Raw genomic sequence first — 16,718 nt, 5'->3', positions numbered from 1 at the left:
AAAGCTATGTCTATTAACTTAAAAAAGGGAGGTTCAATTAACCTCAGCAAAGAAATGACCAAACTCAACAAAGTAATGATTGGGTTAGGTTGGGAAAAAACAAACATGAATATCGACCTCGACGCTTCGGTTTTCATTTTGGGTGGCAATCAAAAACTGATTGCCGATGATTATTTTGTGTTTTATAATAATCTAAAATCTCCCGATGGAGCCATTCAGCACACGGGCGATAATCGCACTGGTGCAGCCGAAGATGACGATGAAATCATTTTGGCAAACCTCGAAACTATTTCACCAAACGCTCAGGAGCTGGCTATTTGTGTTTCGATTCATGATGCCGTCAACCGTGGACATAATTTTGGTTTACTCAAAGACGCTTACATTCGCATCGTTGATGTTGATTCTAAAAAGGAAATCACCAAATATGATTTAGATATTTCACATGCTTTTGATAACGCCGTAGTCTTTGCACAAATCAGAAGGTCGGGTAACGAATGGCATTTTACGGCCAACTCACAAGGCTCGATTGCTGAACTACAAGGTTTGGTTGATATATACGCTTAATATTCACACAATGATAAATCTGACAAAAAACGCAAGAATATCGCTCGAAAAAAACGGAATCGAGCTAAAAGAAATAACCGTTGGCCTCGACTGGGGAAGTATCAAACAAAAAAGTTTCTTTGGTTTACTGAATACTCAAGAAGCCGTTGATTTAGATGGAAGCGTGACGCTATTCGATAAATTTATGACTGAAATCGAAACGGTTTATTACGGAAATCTAAAATCAAAAGATGGTACAATTAGGCACAGTGGTGATGACCGAATTGGCGATACTTCAGCCGATAATATAGATAACGAAGTGATTAGTATTAATCTCGAACGAATTTCAAATGATGTAGATAGTATCTATTTTTATCTGAATTCATACAAACAGCAAGATTTTGCTACAATTCCATACGCAAAAATCAGAATCATTGAAGGCAAGCATCACAACCCACAACAAGTTTTTGCTTCCTTCAATTTATCGACGGATGATTCTTATCGAGGCTATGTTTCGATGCTGATGGCGAAACTCAAACGTTTAGGCTCACGCTGGGAATTTACGGCTTTGGGAGAGCCTGTTTCGGCTAAAGATATTGCCGAAACCATCAGATTGATAAAGCACAGTTATGTGTAAGGTTTCGTATTGTAGTAGAGACGTAGCAGTGCTACGTCTCTACCCATTTTCGGGCGAACAGGATGCGATCGTCATACGATTCGCACCAAAAACTATTTTTTCCTTCTCCCTAAATATTCCTCCATTTCTACTAAACTAAGAGCATTGAAGGTCATATTTTTGGTTAAGCCACCTTTGCGAGCTGCCGCTACACCATAGTGCATATCGTGGTAGCCTTGCATTTCGTGTGCATCGGGGTTGATACTTAGCATCACGTTTCGGTCGAGGGCATATTCAATCCAACGCCAATCGAGGTCAAGTCGGTATGGACTGGCATTGATTTCTATTACTACTCCATTAGCAGCACAACAATCAATAACTTCCTTATAATCAATTGGGTAACCTTGGCGAGAAAGTAATAAACGTCCAGTTGGATGTCCCAAGATTGTCGTATAAGGGTTTTCGATGGCACGCACCAAACGCTCGGTTGCACGTGCTTGATTCATGGTAAGATTTGAGTGAACCGATGCTACGATATAATCAAAACTTGCCAAAACCTCATCTGGATAGTCAAGTGAACCATCGCCCAAAATATCAGACTCAATGCCTTTTAAAATCTTGAATGGGCGGTCAACCGATAACTTTTTGTTTAATTGTTCAATCTCGGCATGTTGTTGCTGCACTTTCGTAATCAACAAGCCACTGGCATACGTAGCCGATTGTGAGTGGTCAGCAATACCCAAATATTCAAAACCTAATTCCTTGCAATATGTGGCCATTTGTTCGAGCGAATGTTGGCCATCAGAATACGTTGAGTGATTATGCAGAATCCCTTTTAGGCTATCCCACGTCACTAAATCTTCGTTCTTGTTTTTCTTTATCCACTCAAATTCGTTTACGCCCTCACGCATTTCTGGAATGATATAAGGCACTCCGAATTTTTCATAAATGGCAGTTTCGGCAGCTTCTTGCGTTTGGACTTCGCCCAAAGAAGTTGACAAACCAATACTCAGCAGAGAAACTCCATTTTCATTGCGGTACTTCAAATGATTTTCGTTGGCGGTATAAACAAATTGTTTATTAAGTAATTCATTTTCAGCGATATAACGAATCTCGATGCTAATTTTATTCTCCAAAAACTTCCCACGCCATACAAATGGAGAAGAAGTTTTCTCATCTTTTATAAAACCTTCGGCTGTAAAATCTGGTAGCGGATCAGTGTAAGCAGCTAAGAAAGTTAGAGTGTCAACTGTTTCTGATTTTCGGCGAATTTGCCCCGAAACTTCAACTTTCGTGAAGCTTTTCTTGAGTTCTTCCAATATAATTTCAGCCAAAATTGCGGCCTTATCCATTCGTAATTTTCCTGCTTGGCTTTGAATAAACTTCAACGATTCAAGAATAGATTCTTGTGTTTTTCCTCCAAAACCTTTTACTTTCGATATACTTCCGTTTTCACATGCAATCTGCAATTCGTTGAGGTTATCAATGCCCAATTCATTCCACAAAACTTTGATTTTCTTCGCTCCCAGCCCTTTAATCTTAAACATTTCGATAACACCTTCAGGAGTTTTGGCCAATAATTCCTGTAAATCTTTGAGCTGACCTGTACTAACCATCTCCAGGATTTTACCCGCCATCATTTTGCCTACTCCTTGAATCTGTGTCAGTTGCGAAAAATCAAGTTGTGATAATTCGCCTACATATTTATCCAGATTATAGGCGGCATTGGTATATGTCTTTATTCTAAACTCGTCTTCATTGTGGAGTTCGAGTAGTTTTGCGGTGAGTTCGATAGTATCAACAATATCGGAGTTAGACATCATAGTTTTTTCTTAATTTTTGTGCAAATTACAGCAAATTTGGGTCAAATAAAATTCAAGTTTACAAAAATCCATCGTTCTTTTTGACGAAATATCACTGTAAATAAAAAACTCGTGGAAGCTAAGCCTCCACGAGTTTTCATAAAATAATAAATCGAATATTACAATGTAGCAAGTACATTATTCATATTTCTAACAGCATCAGCCGATTTTGCAAAAGCGGCTTGCTCTTCTTGGTTCAAACGAATGTTGATGATTTTCTCCCAACCGTTACGACCAATCACTACTGGTACTCCCATACAAATATCTTTTTGGCCGTATTCGCCATTCAAATAAACGCTTGAAGGAATTACTTTTTTCTCGTCACGAACGATAGCTTCTACAACCGCACAAGATGCGATACCTGGAGCATACCAAGCCGATGTACCCAACAAACCTGTGAGCGTAGCACCACCAACCATTGTATCAGCAGCAACTTTCTCAAGAACTTCTTTTGATAAGAAACGGCTTACAGGAATACTGTTTACAGTAGCCAAACGAGTCAACGGAATCATTGTAGTATCGCCGTGTCCACCGATTACTTGTCCGTGAATGTCGCTTTGAGCAAAACCAGTTGCTTGCGACAAGAAATAACGGAAACGAGATGAGTCTAAAGAACCACCCATACCGATGATACGTTTTTTGTTTACACCCATTTCTTGAGCTACTTGATATGCCAAGTAAGTCATAGTATCCATTGGGTTAGAAACAATCAACAAAATAGCTTTTGGTGAGTGAGTTAAGATTTTTGTAACTACATCTCTTACGATACCTGCATTAATACCAATTAACTCTTCACGAGTCATACCGGGCTTACGTGGTAAACCTGACGTAATAACAACTACATCAGATTTTGCAGTTTTTGTATAATCATTTGTCGAACCGATGATAGTTGTATCAAAGCCTTCTAATGAAGCCGTTTGCATCAAGTCCATTGCTTTTCCTTCAGCAACACCTTGCTTAATATCGAGCAATACAACTTCATCTACGATTTGCTTACGAGCAATGTTGTCGGCAGTGGTTGCACCAACCGCACCTGCACCTACTACTGTTACTTTCATAGTTTTTTAAGCCCCCTACCCCAGGAGAGGAACTTTTTATAAATTAATTCATGTCTTGGGGTTATAGATTAGACATGAAAGTTGAAGAAATATTTAGATAAACTTATAACAGACCAGAAGGCAGTTTTAGTATAAAAATCAGCAAAATGGTTTTATTATAAATTGACAACAAATTTATTGGACAAAACTAATACAAAACAATGTATTTGAATGTTTTTTTTGCATTTTTTATATTTCGTGGATAATTTTTATAAGTTTTTACGTTTCTATGTTAAGTTTAAGAATCTCGAAGCAATAATCTACTCATTTTTTGCTTAAAACCTTCGAGAAAATAATGACCCAAAATATTTTCACAAAGCACATTAACCTACGAAAATGAGTGCCAAAACGAGTTCAACACAAAGTTTGCTGTCAAAAATAATCGAATCTGCCATTTATAAAAGTGCATTGGGGAAAGCTCCCCGAATTGCAAAAAATGCAAAAAGTCTATTACAATTATTGCAAGCTGCCCTTACGAAAACTAAAGAAATGGGCGTAGGAGGGATTTTTGATGTTATAAGAGAAAAAATTACCATCATGGGAACACTCATCAAGGCTTATGCCTTAGGTGAATATCGTCAAATCGAACTCGGGAATTTAGTAAAAATCATTGCGGCTTTTGTCTATTTTATCTCACCGATTGATATTATACCTGACTTTTTGCCATTTATTGGTTTGAGCGATGACGTAGCATTATTGGTATTTATCTTCAAAAGCATTGACGATGAACTTGTAAAGTTTGACCAATGGCAAAATAAGAAATAGACAACCCAAACTTTTCAATCGACATAAACGAAAATTTAGTTGATAATAAAGCTTTTAGTACTAAAACACACTATTTTAATGTAAAACATCTGACTAAACATTTGAAAAGTTTAAGACAAAATTAATTTTTTAATTTCTAATTTACTTTTACATTTGTAATAGAATAAAAAAATACTGCGGACAGTCGTCAGTGGTTTATAGACTAAAAAAACACTTTAAATAAATAATATTATGTTCGGTCTCGGTAGTACAGAAATGATTTTGATTTTGGTTGTTATTCTTTTCTTTTTCGGTGCAAAGAAACTTCCTGAGCTTGCTCGTGGATTAGGAAAAGGTATCCGTGAATTTAAAGATGCTTCACGTGAAGTGAAAGAAAACATCGAAAAAGCAACTTCAGAAGAAAAATAAGGATTTTTTTGCTAAATTACCTTTGCCTTCGGCATCGCTCAGGCAACGATAATTTGGCAACACCTTAACAACAGCCACTCGGTTTTAAATTGAGTGCTGTTGTTTTTTTGTTTTTACATTATTATGATTCAGAAATGACCAAATATAATTCATTTAAAGCAGTACAACAAGCCATTTCCAGCGGTGAAACCAACTGTGTTTCGTTGGTAAAACATTATTTAGAACAAATCGAAACGCATAAAAACCTCAATGTTTTTCTGGAAGTATATGCCGACGAAGCTCTAAGACAAGCAGAAACAGTTGACCAGAAAATCAAAAACGGAACAGCTGGACGATTGGCGGGTATGGTCATTGGCTTGAAAGATGTTTTGGCTTACGAAAATCATGGTTTGCAAGCATCGAGTAAAATCTTAAATGGCTTTCAATCGCAATTTACGGCTACTGCCGTTGAGCGAATCTTGGCCGAAGATGCCATCATTATTGGTCGCCAAAACTGCGATGAGTTTGCAATGGGTTCATCCAATGAAAACTCTGCTTTTGGACCAACCCTAAATTTTGCCGACCCAACTCGTGTTCCTGGTGGTTCGTCGGGAGCATCAGCAGTAGCTGTACAAGCCGATATGTGTTTGGCTTCGCTGGGTTCTGACACTGGCGGTTCGGTGCGTCAGCCTGCGGCATTTTGTGGTGTAGTTGGCTTAAAACCAACATATTCAAGAGTTTCTCGTTGGGGCCTGATTGCATACGCCTCATCTTTTGATTGTATCGGGCCAATTACCAAAACGGTTGAAGATGCCGCCCTCCTACTCGAAATTATTGCAGGTGCTGACGAACACGATAGCACAGTTTCTCATTTGATAGTTCCAGCTTACACAGAAAATCTTTCTCCGAAAAAGCAGTATCGCCTTGCCTACATACGTGAAGCCCTCGAAAGTGAAGGTTTAGATGAAGATGTAAGAAGGAATACAGCCGAAAAAATTGAGCAGTTAAAAGCTCAAGGACACATCGTTGAGGCGGTTGACTACCCTTTAATGAAATATTTATTACCAACTTATTATATCCTGACAACTGCCGAAGCAAGTTCAAACCTTTCGAGATTTGATGGTGTTCGTTACGGACATCGTGCCTCAGGTGTGAAAAACTTAGATCAACTCTACAAAAAATCTCGTGCTGAAGGGTTCGGATCTGAAGTACGTCGTCGTATTATTCTGGGTACTTTCGTGCTTAGTGCAGATTATTATGATGCTTATTATACGAAAGCACAGAGGGTTCGTCGTTTAATAAAAGAATCGACTGATGAGATCTTATCAAGATATGATTTTCTGATTTCACCAACAACACCAACACCAGCCATCAAGATTGGAGAGAAATCAGACGATCAATTACAAATGTTTTTGATGGACATCTTTACAGTTCAAGCAAATGTGATAGGAAATCCGTGTATTTCGATTCCCAATGGTGAAAATTCAGAAGGTTTACCCATAGGCATTCAAATTCTTGGCAAGAATTTTGATGAAGCAGAAATGCTCGCATTTGCAAAATCATTGGAGCAGTAAAATATTTTCAAATAAACTATACTTTCAGAAATATTTGAAAATACAAAAATAAAATCTAATTTACTTGACAAAAAAGTAGTTATGAATTATTTTTGACAATGGTTTGCTTTCCTAACACCATAAATCAAGCGTAAAGTACCTTCGCTAATACATTATAATAATGAAAATATCTAAAAAAATTCTTGTCCTATCGAGTTTTTTGGGTTGTGCATCATTCATAACAAATGCACAGTCTGTTATTCCTGAAGAGGCAATCACTGTCTCGGCCGAAGACTCGCTCGTTGAAGAACTCCCTACTGTCGAAGCCTTTATTCCAACGGCTGACGTCAATCGAGTAAGAGAAGGATTTCAAAATCTCCAACGTTCGATTCCCTTACAATATAACTCAATCGTGCATAGTTTTGTAGATTATTTCATCTATAAAAAACCGAGCTTTACTAAAAAAATGCTCGAAAAAAAGAATTTTTACTTTCCGATTTTTGAGAAATATTTAGCAAAATATAATATGCCTGACGAGTTAAAGTATCTTTCGATGCTTGAGTCAGGCTTGAATCCAAAAGCAATTTCGCACGCCAAGGCCGTTGGTCTTTGGCAGTTTATGAAACCTACGGGTAAAGATTTTGGTCTTCGTGTGGATGAATATGTTGATGAACGCATGGACATCGAAAAATCGACCGAGGCTGCTTGTAAGTATTTCCGCCAGTTATATAATATTTTTGGTGATTGGGAGTTAGTATTAGCTTCTTACAATACTGGCCCAGGAAACTTACGCCGTGCGATTCGTCGTGCAGGAAATATCACTAACTATTGGCAGTTGCACCCTTATTTACACAAAGATACCCGTGCGTATGTACCTCAATTTACAGCCATAATGTATATGATGCACCACGCTGGTGAATACGGTATCTTTCCTGAAGAAATCATGGAGCCTGTAACGGTAGAAAAAGTAGTTATTGATGGTTACTTAGACCTTGAAACTTTCTCAAACGTAAGTGGTATTAGCATTGATGATATTCAAAAACATAATCCTTCAATTCTGAAAGGAGTATTACCCGCACATTCAAGAGGTTTTGAGTTGAAAATTCCAACCGAAAGTTATGCTTATTTTGAAGCAAATCGCCAGATGATTTTAGACTCGGCTCAACGTCAAAACGGTATGCCAGTTATGTTAGCCTCTAATAAAGATGTGATTGAGAATGGGGTGGTTATTATTGGAGGTGGCTCTGCAAGAGCATCGAATGATGAGAATATAGTTGAAGAAACTGAAAAACCAGAAAAGGTTGAGGATGAAATCAAGAAAATTCGTAAGGTAAAAAAGAAAACATACACAGTTAAAAGAGGTGATGTTTTGAATCGAATTGCAGAAAAATACGATGTTGATATGTATGATTTGAAAGTGTGGAATCACTTGAAATCATCAAAAATCATGGTTGGGCAAAAATTAGTTATTTTAGATGATGTTGAAGAGGTAGTTGAAGTTGAACGCACCATTAAGGAAGAAAGAAAATCTAAGAAAACGATTGAAAAAACAAAACCTAAATACCACGTCGTTCAGAGAGGAGATACACTTTGGAGCATTTCACAAAGATATGGAGGCATTTCGGTAGAAAAAATAAAGAAAATAAACGGTTTACGCTCTAATTCAGTAAAGAAAGGACAAAAATTAAAAATCGTTTAGTTGAATAAAAATGTAAAAAGCGGTATCTGGAGTAATCTTGGTACCGCTTTTTGGTTTTAGGTAGTTTTATGACAATATCCCCAAAAGCTACATTTATAGGGATCTTCACAGTGTTCACCAATTGCAATTTTTGGAACAGAATTTTGTTCCAAAATATTTTTAAATCGTTCAATATTGGCCCTAATATTACCTTGTAATGCTTTTACTTCGGGTGTTACATCAATTATTTTATAGCCATTTTCACCACTATTTAAAATCAATTTTGCATCAAGTTCTTGTCCTAAAACTCCCTTTGTTACAAAATATTGCAAAGCTATATCTTGAATATGAGCTGATTTTAGTTCGATACTATTCTTAATTTCTTGAATCTCCCATTTTCCACTGCTTCGAGTCAACACATCGTTCATTACTAAAACTTCTTGATGCACAAAAGTTGCCTCAAAAATATCAGCCACTTGTTTTTGTAGTGCCTTTTGAGTCAGGCTTGCATAGTCATTTCTATTTTTAGCGATTTTCTCAATATCAACCGCAAACGGAAAATTGGCAGCCCGATAGGCATCCTCAAAATCATGTCCACTTTTAAACTTTGCCAAAGTTTCGGGGCTTAGTGGGTCTTGGAGTTTATAGTGATATTTATAGAGATACAATTGTTTCAGGCATTGCACTCCTTTGATATAAGCTGTCTTTGAAAAAAGATAATTTGGCATAATTCCTTACTTAGTTCGCAAAAGTATATTAAAAAATTTATGAGTGTAAATTAAATAAAGAATGTTTAACTTTTCTGAATAAAAATACTATTACTGATAGTAAGCCTCCACTCTTTCTTGGCATTATTAAAAAAGGCCACTTCTTTAACCTCGTTCATTTTGCAGAAAAGCAATTATATCCGCTAAATAAGTTTATGTATATGTATGATACAGAATGATAAGGATTTGTATTTAGGGTAGGTAAGAAATATGTTTTTGTCCAGAAATCAAGGATAAAATGTTTTTAAAAACACTTTTACCCAACATATACTTACAGAATAGTTGCCTAAAAAACATAAAAAAATCATATATGTGTATTGACATTAAAGGGAAAACATCTACAAGGTTTTTGATGCTAATGATGTAATTAGCCATTCTGTTATGGGGCAAATTAGCTATCGAGTTAGGTTAGATGCCGATAAGATTACCTATCGAATTTTTATAAAATCGGTGGCATCTTACTCTAATATTCAAGCAAAAATTAGTACCGCTCTTCCCAACGAGCCACAACTTTGGGACGCTTCGGCTCTCAAGCAAATGAATGCCCGTGCTAATACCCTCCGCCCGCTCCTACTCGACAAGAAAATTCCGAATATAGTTAGTCGTCATTCGGTCAACCAGGTTAATTGTGGCCAATGCTTTGGTCCCTCATTTGTTTGAATTTCTCCTTTTGTACTTCTGCCATCTTTTATATATTTTGTGAGTAAAATCGTGAGTTCTTTTACAATTTCTGGGTGTTTATCATACACATTTTGGGTTTCTGCACTATCAGTTAGCAAATTGTATAATTGTATGGCTGGTAATGTTTTTGCTTCCTCGCTTGTTTCTTTTGGCTGGCCATTTCCGCCTGAATGTGAACACATAATTAACTTCCAATTATCTTTTCTTATCGCAAAAAAACCGTTTGACGAATGATGAACCACCGCCTCTCGTTTAGCATAAGTCGTATTTCTGCCTGTAATTTCACTTAAAAAACTATAACTATCTTCGGCTACGTTATCATCTAATTGAGTAGCGGTGAGTTCAGCAATTGTTCTAAAAAAATCTGTTGTACTTACCAGCTGTGGGCTAACCTTACCTTTGTTAAATCTACCTCCCCAAGAGACAATAAATGGAACTCTATGTCCACCTTCAAAAATATCAGTTTTCAGGCCACGATATGTCATCGAAGGATTATGGCCTTTAGTAAGTTGAGCTTTCAAATCGGCAGAATTTGCAAAACCATTGTCTGAGGCAAATACTATCAATGTATTTTCATAGACACCATTTTTTTTGAGGGTTTCGACCACTTGTTTTAGTACATCATCGACCATCAGTACAAAGTCTCCATACGGCGAAACATTACTTTTGCCAACAAATTTGCCAATTGGCAAAACAGGTGTATGAGGAGCAGCCAAGGGCAAATAAAGAAAAAATGGTTGGGATTTTTTCGAGCTATTTTCGATAAATGTGATGGCTTTTTCTGTAAATTTTCCCAGTACTTCTTCTGGTAAAAAATCGGGAGCAGAAATACCCGCTCTGAAAAGTTGAATACCTGTACGACCAATACAGGTATCTTTTGGTATCGTAGTGCAGAATCCATTCTCAACGTAAGCATAAGGTGGCATGTCAAGAGAGGCAGGAATACAAAATGAATAACCAAAACCCTTTGCATTAGGTCCGTTCTGCACTTTTGATGTAAAATCCACTTTCTTTTCGCCAGCTTCAATATTTCCCCAATTCCAGCCTAAATGCCATTTGCCAACTATGCCAGTAGTGTATCCTTGTTTTTGTAAAAATGAAGCAATTGTTTCTCTATTTGCCTCAATTAAAGGGGTATCATACCCATGTAAAACTCCTTTTTTAAGAGGCGTTCGCCAATTATAACGCCCTGTCATTATACTATATCTTGTAGGTGTACAAACCGATGATGTTGTGTGAGCATCAGTAAAACGCACGCCTGTTTTAGCTAACTGGTCAATATTAGGTGTTTGAATCTTTCCTGCCGGATTATAACTTGATACATCTCCAATGCCTAAATCATCGGCAAGGATATAGACAATATTTGGTTTTTGTGCAAAAGCTTTTGTACCTAAAAGCAAAGCAAGTATTACACACAGGATATATTTTTTGTTCATTTTATTTATGATAGTTTACGGTCAATATTTTTTAGGAGTAATTTCGATGAGCGTTTTCTGAATATCCCAATTATTTGGAATTTCGTACACCACCTTAAATAAGTGAGATATTTGGTCTGAAACGGCATAATCATTGTGAAATTCTTCCGAAGTATTTTTTTCAATTTGGACTCTTTTTAACTGAGTTTCAATCGCCAGATTCATCTGTGGTAAAACCCAAATATTATCTTCAAACATCTTAATATCAGCACTTTTTGCATAAATATAGATTTCAAAACTTGTTGGTTTTGAGGTAGAAGAATAGATACTCATTTGGGTTTGGTTTACTTTTACGTTGGTTTTACCATCACCTAAAATCATCAACCATGCAATTTCTCCATCTGCGGTTTTCCAATGAATCGTACCTGTTTTTATTTGCTCCCAAACTCGTAAATTCCCCCATAAACCACCCATCATCCAATCTTTTTCTATCATGGCGGTCACTTTTTTGATGCTATCACCTTTATAATTATTCGGAACGCTGCGAGTAATAAATTGAGGTTTAGTAAACGCTTTCAGTTTAATCAAATCTGATTGAGGAATGGATAATCCTAAATTAAAAATTGGAGCAAGATTACTCATTTCGCCATACTTTGGACCTTTTTGAGGTGGCAAAGGAGCAAGCCTTTCATCATCGAGAGCAAGGGCAATCCAAGTACCTGTGATGGCAAAATACTTCGTCATGTCCATGCCATAAGCCCGAAAATATGGCCCTGGCATGTTTTTTAGGTGAGGATTATAGAACGTAGCAGTTTCATGCCAAAATTCTTTTTCAAGGGCTTTACCCATTTCTTGAATTTCTTTTGAAAAAGCCAATTCTCTCCATAAGGCAAGACCGATGATGGTCACACCGTAATAAGTTGGTGAATTATATTCGCTGAATGTTTTATTGGTTTGATAAAGTTTGTAAATATCTTTGGCTTTTTTTAAGCCTGCATTTCTTACTTCATCTAATCCAAATTCTGTTCCGACGTATTCCATCAGAAAAGCACTCATTATGGAAATATTAGTGTAATCAGGAGCAACATTTCTTTTAAAAGCCCCCTTTGCAGCATGAATAATACCCGTTTCGATGTCTGCTATAATTTTTTTGGGCAATAGATGTTTGAATTTATTACGAATGATAATCAAATCACAGCCAATAAATTCTCGCCAATTTTGGTCAAATTTATCATTGGCAATGTTCGTTTTCCAAATACCATAAATCTTGGTATTTGCATCTTGGTACTGGTTTTTCAGAATCCATTCCAAGATAATTACCGCATTTTCTTTATCTCCAGCGGCATTTCTAAACAAAAGTGCCTCGGCCAAACGGGTTTTACTTCGTAAACTTGTATTATCGGTCAATACGGATTCAACTTTAACACCTGCAGGAATTTCATCAGCCAAAAACTCTTCAAAAAGGTGCTTTTGGTAAGGGGATAAAGTTTTATAGGTGTATGTTTGGTAGTATATACTATCTTTTAGAAAAGAACATTTCGCTTTTAAAGCCCCTAAAAAGCCAAAATAAACACAAATTATTAAGTAAAATTTTGCCTTTTTTGTCATGACTATCAAAATTTTAAAATTATTTTTTTGGGTACATCCGCAGCATCAAAACACCATGATGACGAATGTCTGTTTTAAATGAATTGTTAAAAGAACCAAGATCTTTTTGTTGCCAAACATCTCTCAATTGATATTTTCCTTTCAAGTTAATTTTACTGAAATCGAAGGTAAAAGTTTTCGATTTTTCATCACCCCAGCGAAAGTAGGTTTCAGGAGTTTTTCCAAAATCAGCTACATTAAATAATCCAACGGCATACGAGCCATCTTCTAATGGTTTTGCCCAAATCTGAACACCATCTTCTTCCGATAAAAGCCTTGCTGATTTTCCGAGTGGGTCTTGATTAATTTCGATTATTTCATCGTTTGTCAATAAATTGAGGGTAAAATCATCTAATTGCTCAATCGGGCATCCAATGAGTAAAGGTGCTGATAATAAGCTAAATAAGCTTACGTGGCTATATTGTTCGTCGGGTGTAAGTCGAGTTGGATGCAAACTTGTACCTGTGGTAACATTTCCTAAAATCATCATATCGGGGTCAAGCCAATGCCCATGCCCGCCATAAGGACTCCATTTGTCAAGTGTAAAAGCAGATACATAAAGACTCAACCAAGAATCTCGAATATCAGGGCCTGTGCGAAATGTATTGGTTAATTTTGCCCAATCTTTGGCATTATTAAAAGGAGCAGAATTAGAAATACTATACACAATGTCTCGTCCAGCATTTTTCAAGGCTATCGACATTCGCTCAGCCGAAGGAACTTCAATCCGCCAATCATATTTCAGATAATCAATGCCCCAAGCTGCCATTTGTTTAGCATCGTTTTCTTCAAATGTATATTTGCCCACATAGCGAAATGCACGTTTATTATTTTTGATAGAATCGGTAATTTTTCCATTTTCAAAATCTGACGAACCACCAATATAGCCTGCATAGCTCGTAATCATTGGCGTAGAATAGACTCCTATTTTTAAGCCCAAACTATGCACATAATCAATCATTTCAGTAAATTTTGGAAACTTTTCGTTAGGCTGAATGGCATTAAATTGTCCACCACGTTGTCCCTGCCAAGCATCGTCAATATTAATATATGTCCACCCATGTTGGTTCAAGCCCATTTTTACCATTGCATCGGCCGAGGCGATTACTTTTTCTTGGTCAATATTTCTTGCCCAAGAATTCCAACCATTCCAGCCGATTGGTGGCGTGAGAGCAATGGTATCGCCAATGATAATTTTTAAGATTTTCGTGGTTTCTCCAAGTTCATTTTTTGCTTTCAGCGTTGCTAAGTAAGTACCTTTTTGAACGACTTTTCCAGCAACAATGCCAGTTTTGGTGTCAACTGATAGGCCTTTAGGTAGATTTTTTGCTGAAAAACTCATCGGTCGTTGACCAGTAGCGGCAATTGTATAAAGAAAAGGATTGTTGGGTCTTGCTCCGAAAAGTTTTGGTGAATTAATCTTAGGTTTTTTATCGGGTTTAGGTGTTAAAATGTATTTTTCATCGGAATTTGGCATAGTTTGAGGAATAAAATCATCTTTCATTACAAACTGAGCATTTGCCCAATTAGAATATGACCGATTAAACCCTTTTTCTTCGATTATTACCAAAAGCCCTAAGCGTTTAATGCCCTCCAAATTAACTTTTACGGGTATTGGTTCGTCGCCGAGTTTCATTTCTCCACTTTCAAATAATATCTTTCTATCGCCAATGACATAAAATTTGAGTGGTAAATCTTTTACGCCTTTGTCGTCGACTCCAACAATGGCCGAAAATTCAGTGGCGTGACCATCTAAGAAAAATGATAAAACACTCGTTGAACTTACGCCAACACCGTGTTTGAAATATTTTCCGTTCATCCGAATCGAGTCTCCGCCTGCATTAGTTTTTGGTAAAACCGCAGGGATACCTTCTGAAAATGATTTTATCCCTAAATCATCCAGCCAAATTTGCTTGTTTTTTTGTGCAAAACTGCTGATGTTTAAGCAAAAATATAGTAGAAATAATGGATATATTTTGTTCATTTTGAGCAAAAAATCAAGAGAGTTTTATTGTGTGTTTGAATGGCGTAAAGCCTGTCAGATAGACCGTTGGAGCATCCATTGCTGGTAATGCTCCTCTTAATTGTACGTTTTTATGTTCGATTGTCCCTGAACTAAAATTAATCGTATCGCCATTGACAGTGTAAGTGCCTTTTTCACCCGAAAAAAGATACGCATTTTCTTTTGCTGGAAGTTTTGAAACACCCGAAAACTCTCCTCCTGCCCTAAATATTAATTCAAGCGTAACAGGAACACCTTCTGTGCCGCTCATGTTGATTTCGACCTCAAGACCATTATTAGCTTCTTTGATTTTTACAATGGTTTCGAGCTTCTGTACTTCACTTTGTTTTCTTAAAGTTCTTGGCATTTTGTCTAAATCACCATCTGGAGAGATTTTATCTTTTTCAAGTGGTTGATAATAAGGCCCTTCGAGCGATTTTGTCAAAACCCAAGTATTGCCTCGCTGCTCAATTTTTTCTGACTGAAATTGTCCCTTTCCAAAAAAAGAACTTGCTACTCGCATTGCTTGCAAAACTGCATTTCCTTTATGAAAAGTAAGCCAACTCGTATTATTTGATAAAAGGGTGCTGTCCCAATTACTACGTCGGATACGCACTACGCCCGAATAGGGAAACGCCTTTGCATAACTGGTCGGCAAGGGTTTATCGGCGGGCAAATCTTTCCAAAGCGTTGGGTCTTCTAAAAAATAATCAAGGTAGCCCGCCAATTGCTCTTTGGAGCTGGTTTTCTCAATTTGCCGAGCCATTGCAGCCATTTCTCCATTGTTTTTCTGCAATGCCATGAAACGATAACAGTAATAATATTTCGACATATTGCCAATCGTGCCTTTGTCTTGTCGGTTCGATGCTTCCGTTACAACCTCGCCGTTCGGGTGAACATAAAACAAAGTCATTTCGAGGTTCTTTAACACAGGCTCCAGTAATTCTGGTTTATTTAAGCCTTTTGCCATGATTATCAACGAGCGATTAACAATAGGTGAATAGCTATTGGTACTTTTTTCGGTGTATTGTCCGTCTGGGTCGAGGTCAATATGTTCGGCGAGCCACTGATCAATACGATTGAGGTACCGTTTGTCAGGAAAAAGCTCATTTAATTTTGTTAACGCAGCTGACACAACCCAGCGGTGATTGGGTGTATGAATTCCACCAACGATGAGCCCTTCTCCTGCATTTTTCAAAAATTTCTGCAATAATTCAAGCGTACTTTCCGAGCCTTTTGTGTTTGATTGTTTCAGAAATTTGTAGGCAGGAACAATATTTTCCAGTACGAAAGCAGTATCGGGAGTTGAGTGAAAATTAGTTGCTAATAAATCAATAGTACCATCGCTATGCTGAAATTTGAGCATAGCTTTTGCAGCGGCTTCAACATCTTTTAAAACTTCACTTGATTGATAAAACGAAGATTCTGGGCATGAGATGAGCATACAAGCCTTTGCAATAAAGCCGCTGGTTGTATGTGGGTTCGAAATTTCAACATCGTCAGTGTAGCCGCCTACATACCTATGCTTTGGGTCAGTAACTTTTAGTTTCTTAAAATTGGGCAATTGTTGGTCGTGTATTTTTATCCATTCAACTACCCAAGCTGGTTTTTCGGCACTATTTCTTTTTTCAAAAACACTAAATCCAAGCATTGGAATTGCACAAAGAGAGCTTGCTCCCATTGTCACAAAATTTCTTCTATTCAT

At 37.1% G+C, this 16,718-nt stretch carries 14 protein-coding genes; 7 read left to right on the top strand and 7 right to left on the bottom strand.

What is annotated here, in order from left to right:
• Positions 1-6 precede the first annotated feature (6 nt).
• Both ABR854_RS01180 and ABR854_RS01175 read left to right on the top strand, forming a co-directional pair.
• Positions 7-564 carry a TerD family protein gene (locus tag ABR854_RS01180; RefSeq protein WP_350263512.1) on the top strand — a complete coding sequence of 186 codons (558 nt, stop codon included), beginning with the start codon at positions 7-9 and terminating at the stop codon, positions 562-564.
• 10 nt (positions 565-574) lie between these two features.
• Positions 575-1,180, top strand: a complete 606-nt coding sequence (locus ABR854_RS01175) for a TerD family protein (protein ID WP_350263511.1) — start codon at positions 575-577, stop codon at positions 1,178-1,180.
• 92 nt (positions 1,181-1,272) lie between these two features.
• Here ABR854_RS01175 and ABR854_RS01170 read toward each other — a convergent pair whose 3' ends face one another.
• Together ABR854_RS01170 and ABR854_RS01165 are read right to left on the bottom strand one after the other, a co-directional pair.
• Entirely contained in the window at positions 1,273-2,979 is a 1,707-nt protein-coding gene (locus ABR854_RS01170; RefSeq protein ID WP_350263714.1) for a PHP domain-containing protein, read from the bottom strand.
• A 161-nt stretch (positions 2,980-3,140) separates the two neighbouring features.
• Entirely contained in the window at positions 3,141-4,079 is a 939-nt protein-coding gene (locus tag ABR854_RS01165; protein ID WP_350263510.1) for a malate dehydrogenase, read from the bottom strand.
• 375 nt (positions 4,080-4,454) lie between these two features.
• Here ABR854_RS01165 and ABR854_RS01160 point away from each other — a divergent pair, with 375 nt between their 5' ends.
• The 4 genes from ABR854_RS01160 (at position 4,455) to ABR854_RS01145 (ending at position 8,522) form a co-directional block, all read left to right on the top strand.
• Positions 4,455-4,883: a YkvA family protein gene (locus ABR854_RS01160; protein ID WP_350263509.1), complete on the top strand. Its 429-nt coding sequence runs from the start codon at positions 4,455-4,457 to the stop codon at positions 4,881-4,883.
• A gap of 231 nt (positions 4,884-5,114) precedes the next feature.
• Positions 5,115-5,291, top strand: coding sequence for a Sec-independent protein translocase subunit TatA/TatB (locus ABR854_RS01155; RefSeq protein ID WP_064197905.1), 177 nt, complete (start codon positions 5,115-5,117; stop codon positions 5,289-5,291).
• A 134-nt stretch (positions 5,292-5,425) separates the two neighbouring features.
• A complete protein-coding gene (gene gatA, locus ABR854_RS01150) occupies positions 5,426-6,844 on the top strand; it encodes an Asp-tRNA(Asn)/Glu-tRNA(Gln) amidotransferase subunit GatA (RefSeq protein ID WP_350263508.1) in 1,419 nt (472 codons plus the stop codon).
• 160 nt (positions 6,845-7,004) lie between these two features.
• On the top strand, positions 7,005-8,522 hold the full coding sequence (locus tag ABR854_RS01145) for a lytic transglycosylase domain-containing protein (RefSeq protein ID WP_350263507.1): 1,518 nt from the start codon (positions 7,005-7,007) through the stop codon (positions 8,520-8,522).
• Positions 8,523-8,578: 56 nt separating this feature from the next.
• Here the strand turns inward: ABR854_RS01145 and ABR854_RS01140 are convergent, their stop codons facing one another.
• Complete coding sequence (locus ABR854_RS01140) at positions 8,579-9,229, bottom strand: Dna2/Cas4 domain-containing protein (RefSeq protein WP_350263506.1); 651 nt, start codon at positions 9,227-9,229, stop codon at positions 8,579-8,581.
• A 420-nt stretch (positions 9,230-9,649) separates the two neighbouring features.
• On the opposite strand from ABR854_RS01140, the gene ABR854_RS01135 reads away from it, so the two are divergent.
• Positions 9,650-9,928: a hypothetical protein gene (locus tag ABR854_RS01135; protein WP_350263505.1), complete on the top strand. Its 279-nt coding sequence runs from the start codon at positions 9,650-9,652 to the stop codon at positions 9,926-9,928.
• Here the strand turns inward: ABR854_RS01135 and ABR854_RS01130 are convergent.
• The 4 genes from ABR854_RS01130 to ABR854_RS01115 are packed head-to-tail and all read right to left on the bottom strand — an operon-like array spanning position 9,874 to position 16,718.
• On the bottom strand, positions 9,874-11,385 hold the full coding sequence (locus ABR854_RS01130; protein WP_350263504.1) for a sulfatase family protein: 1,512 nt from the start codon (positions 11,383-11,385) through the stop codon (positions 9,874-9,876). The genes ABR854_RS01135 and ABR854_RS01130 overlap by 55 nt on opposite strands.
• Before the next feature lie 21 nt (positions 11,386-11,406).
• Positions 11,407-12,972, bottom strand: a complete 1,566-nt coding sequence (locus ABR854_RS01125) for a DUF8769 domain-containing protein (RefSeq protein WP_350263503.1) — start codon at positions 12,970-12,972, stop codon at positions 11,407-11,409.
• Between the two features lie 19 nt (positions 12,973-12,991).
• Complete coding sequence (locus ABR854_RS01120; protein ID WP_350263502.1) at positions 12,992-14,995, bottom strand: NPCBM/NEW2 domain-containing protein; 2,004 nt, start codon at positions 14,993-14,995, stop codon at positions 12,992-12,994.
• A 13-nt stretch (positions 14,996-15,008) separates the two neighbouring features.
• The gene (locus ABR854_RS01115; protein ID WP_350263501.1) at positions 15,009-16,718 is read right to left on the bottom strand and encodes a hypothetical protein; all 1,710 of its coding nucleotides are present in this window, start codon (positions 16,716-16,718) and stop codon (positions 15,009-15,011) included.

This window comes from Emticicia sp. W12TSBA100-4, from assembly GCF_040253585.1.
Taxonomy (GTDB): Bacteria; Bacteroidota; Bacteroidia; order Cytophagales; family Spirosomataceae; genus Emticicia.
Note: the sequence above shows the minus strand (reverse complement) of the source record. Positions and strands in the feature narration are given on the sequence as shown.

Coding starts and splice junctions, on each gene's coding strand:
- ABR854_RS01180 (WP_350263512.1), top strand. CDS start 7: ATGTCTATTAACTTAAAAAAGGGAGGTTCAATTAACCTCAGCAAAGAA.
- ABR854_RS01175 (WP_350263511.1), top strand. CDS start 575: ATGATAAATCTGACAAAAAACGCAAGAATATCGCTCGAAAAAAACGGA.
- ABR854_RS01170 (WP_350263714.1), bottom strand. CDS start 2,979: ATGTCTAACTCCGATATTGTTGATACTATCGAACTCACCGCAAAACTA.
- ABR854_RS01165 (WP_350263510.1), bottom strand. CDS start 4,079: ATGAAAGTAACAGTAGTAGGTGCAGGTGCGGTTGGTGCAACCACTGCC.
- ABR854_RS01160 (WP_350263509.1), top strand. CDS start 4,455: ATGAGTGCCAAAACGAGTTCAACACAAAGTTTGCTGTCAAAAATAATC.
- ABR854_RS01155 (WP_064197905.1), top strand. CDS start 5,115: ATGTTCGGTCTCGGTAGTACAGAAATGATTTTGATTTTGGTTGTTATT.
- gatA (WP_350263508.1), top strand. CDS start 5,426: ATGACCAAATATAATTCATTTAAAGCAGTACAACAAGCCATTTCCAGC.
- ABR854_RS01145 (WP_350263507.1), top strand. CDS start 7,005: ATGAAAATATCTAAAAAAATTCTTGTCCTATCGAGTTTTTTGGGTTGT.
- ABR854_RS01140 (WP_350263506.1), bottom strand. CDS start 9,229: ATGCCAAATTATCTTTTTTCAAAGACAGCTTATATCAAAGGAGTGCAA.
- ABR854_RS01135 (WP_350263505.1), top strand. CDS start 9,650: ATGGGGCAAATTAGCTATCGAGTTAGGTTAGATGCCGATAAGATTACC.
- ABR854_RS01130 (WP_350263504.1), bottom strand. CDS start 11,385: ATGAACAAAAAATATATCCTGTGTGTAATACTTGCTTTGCTTTTAGGT.
- ABR854_RS01125 (WP_350263503.1), bottom strand. CDS start 12,972: ATGACAAAAAAGGCAAAATTTTACTTAATAATTTGTGTTTATTTTGGC.
- ABR854_RS01120 (WP_350263502.1), bottom strand. CDS start 14,995: ATGAACAAAATATATCCATTATTTCTACTATATTTTTGCTTAAACATC.
- ABR854_RS01115 (WP_350263501.1), bottom strand. CDS start 16,718: ATGAATAGAAGAAATTTTGTGACAATGGGAGCAAGCTCTCTTTGTGCA.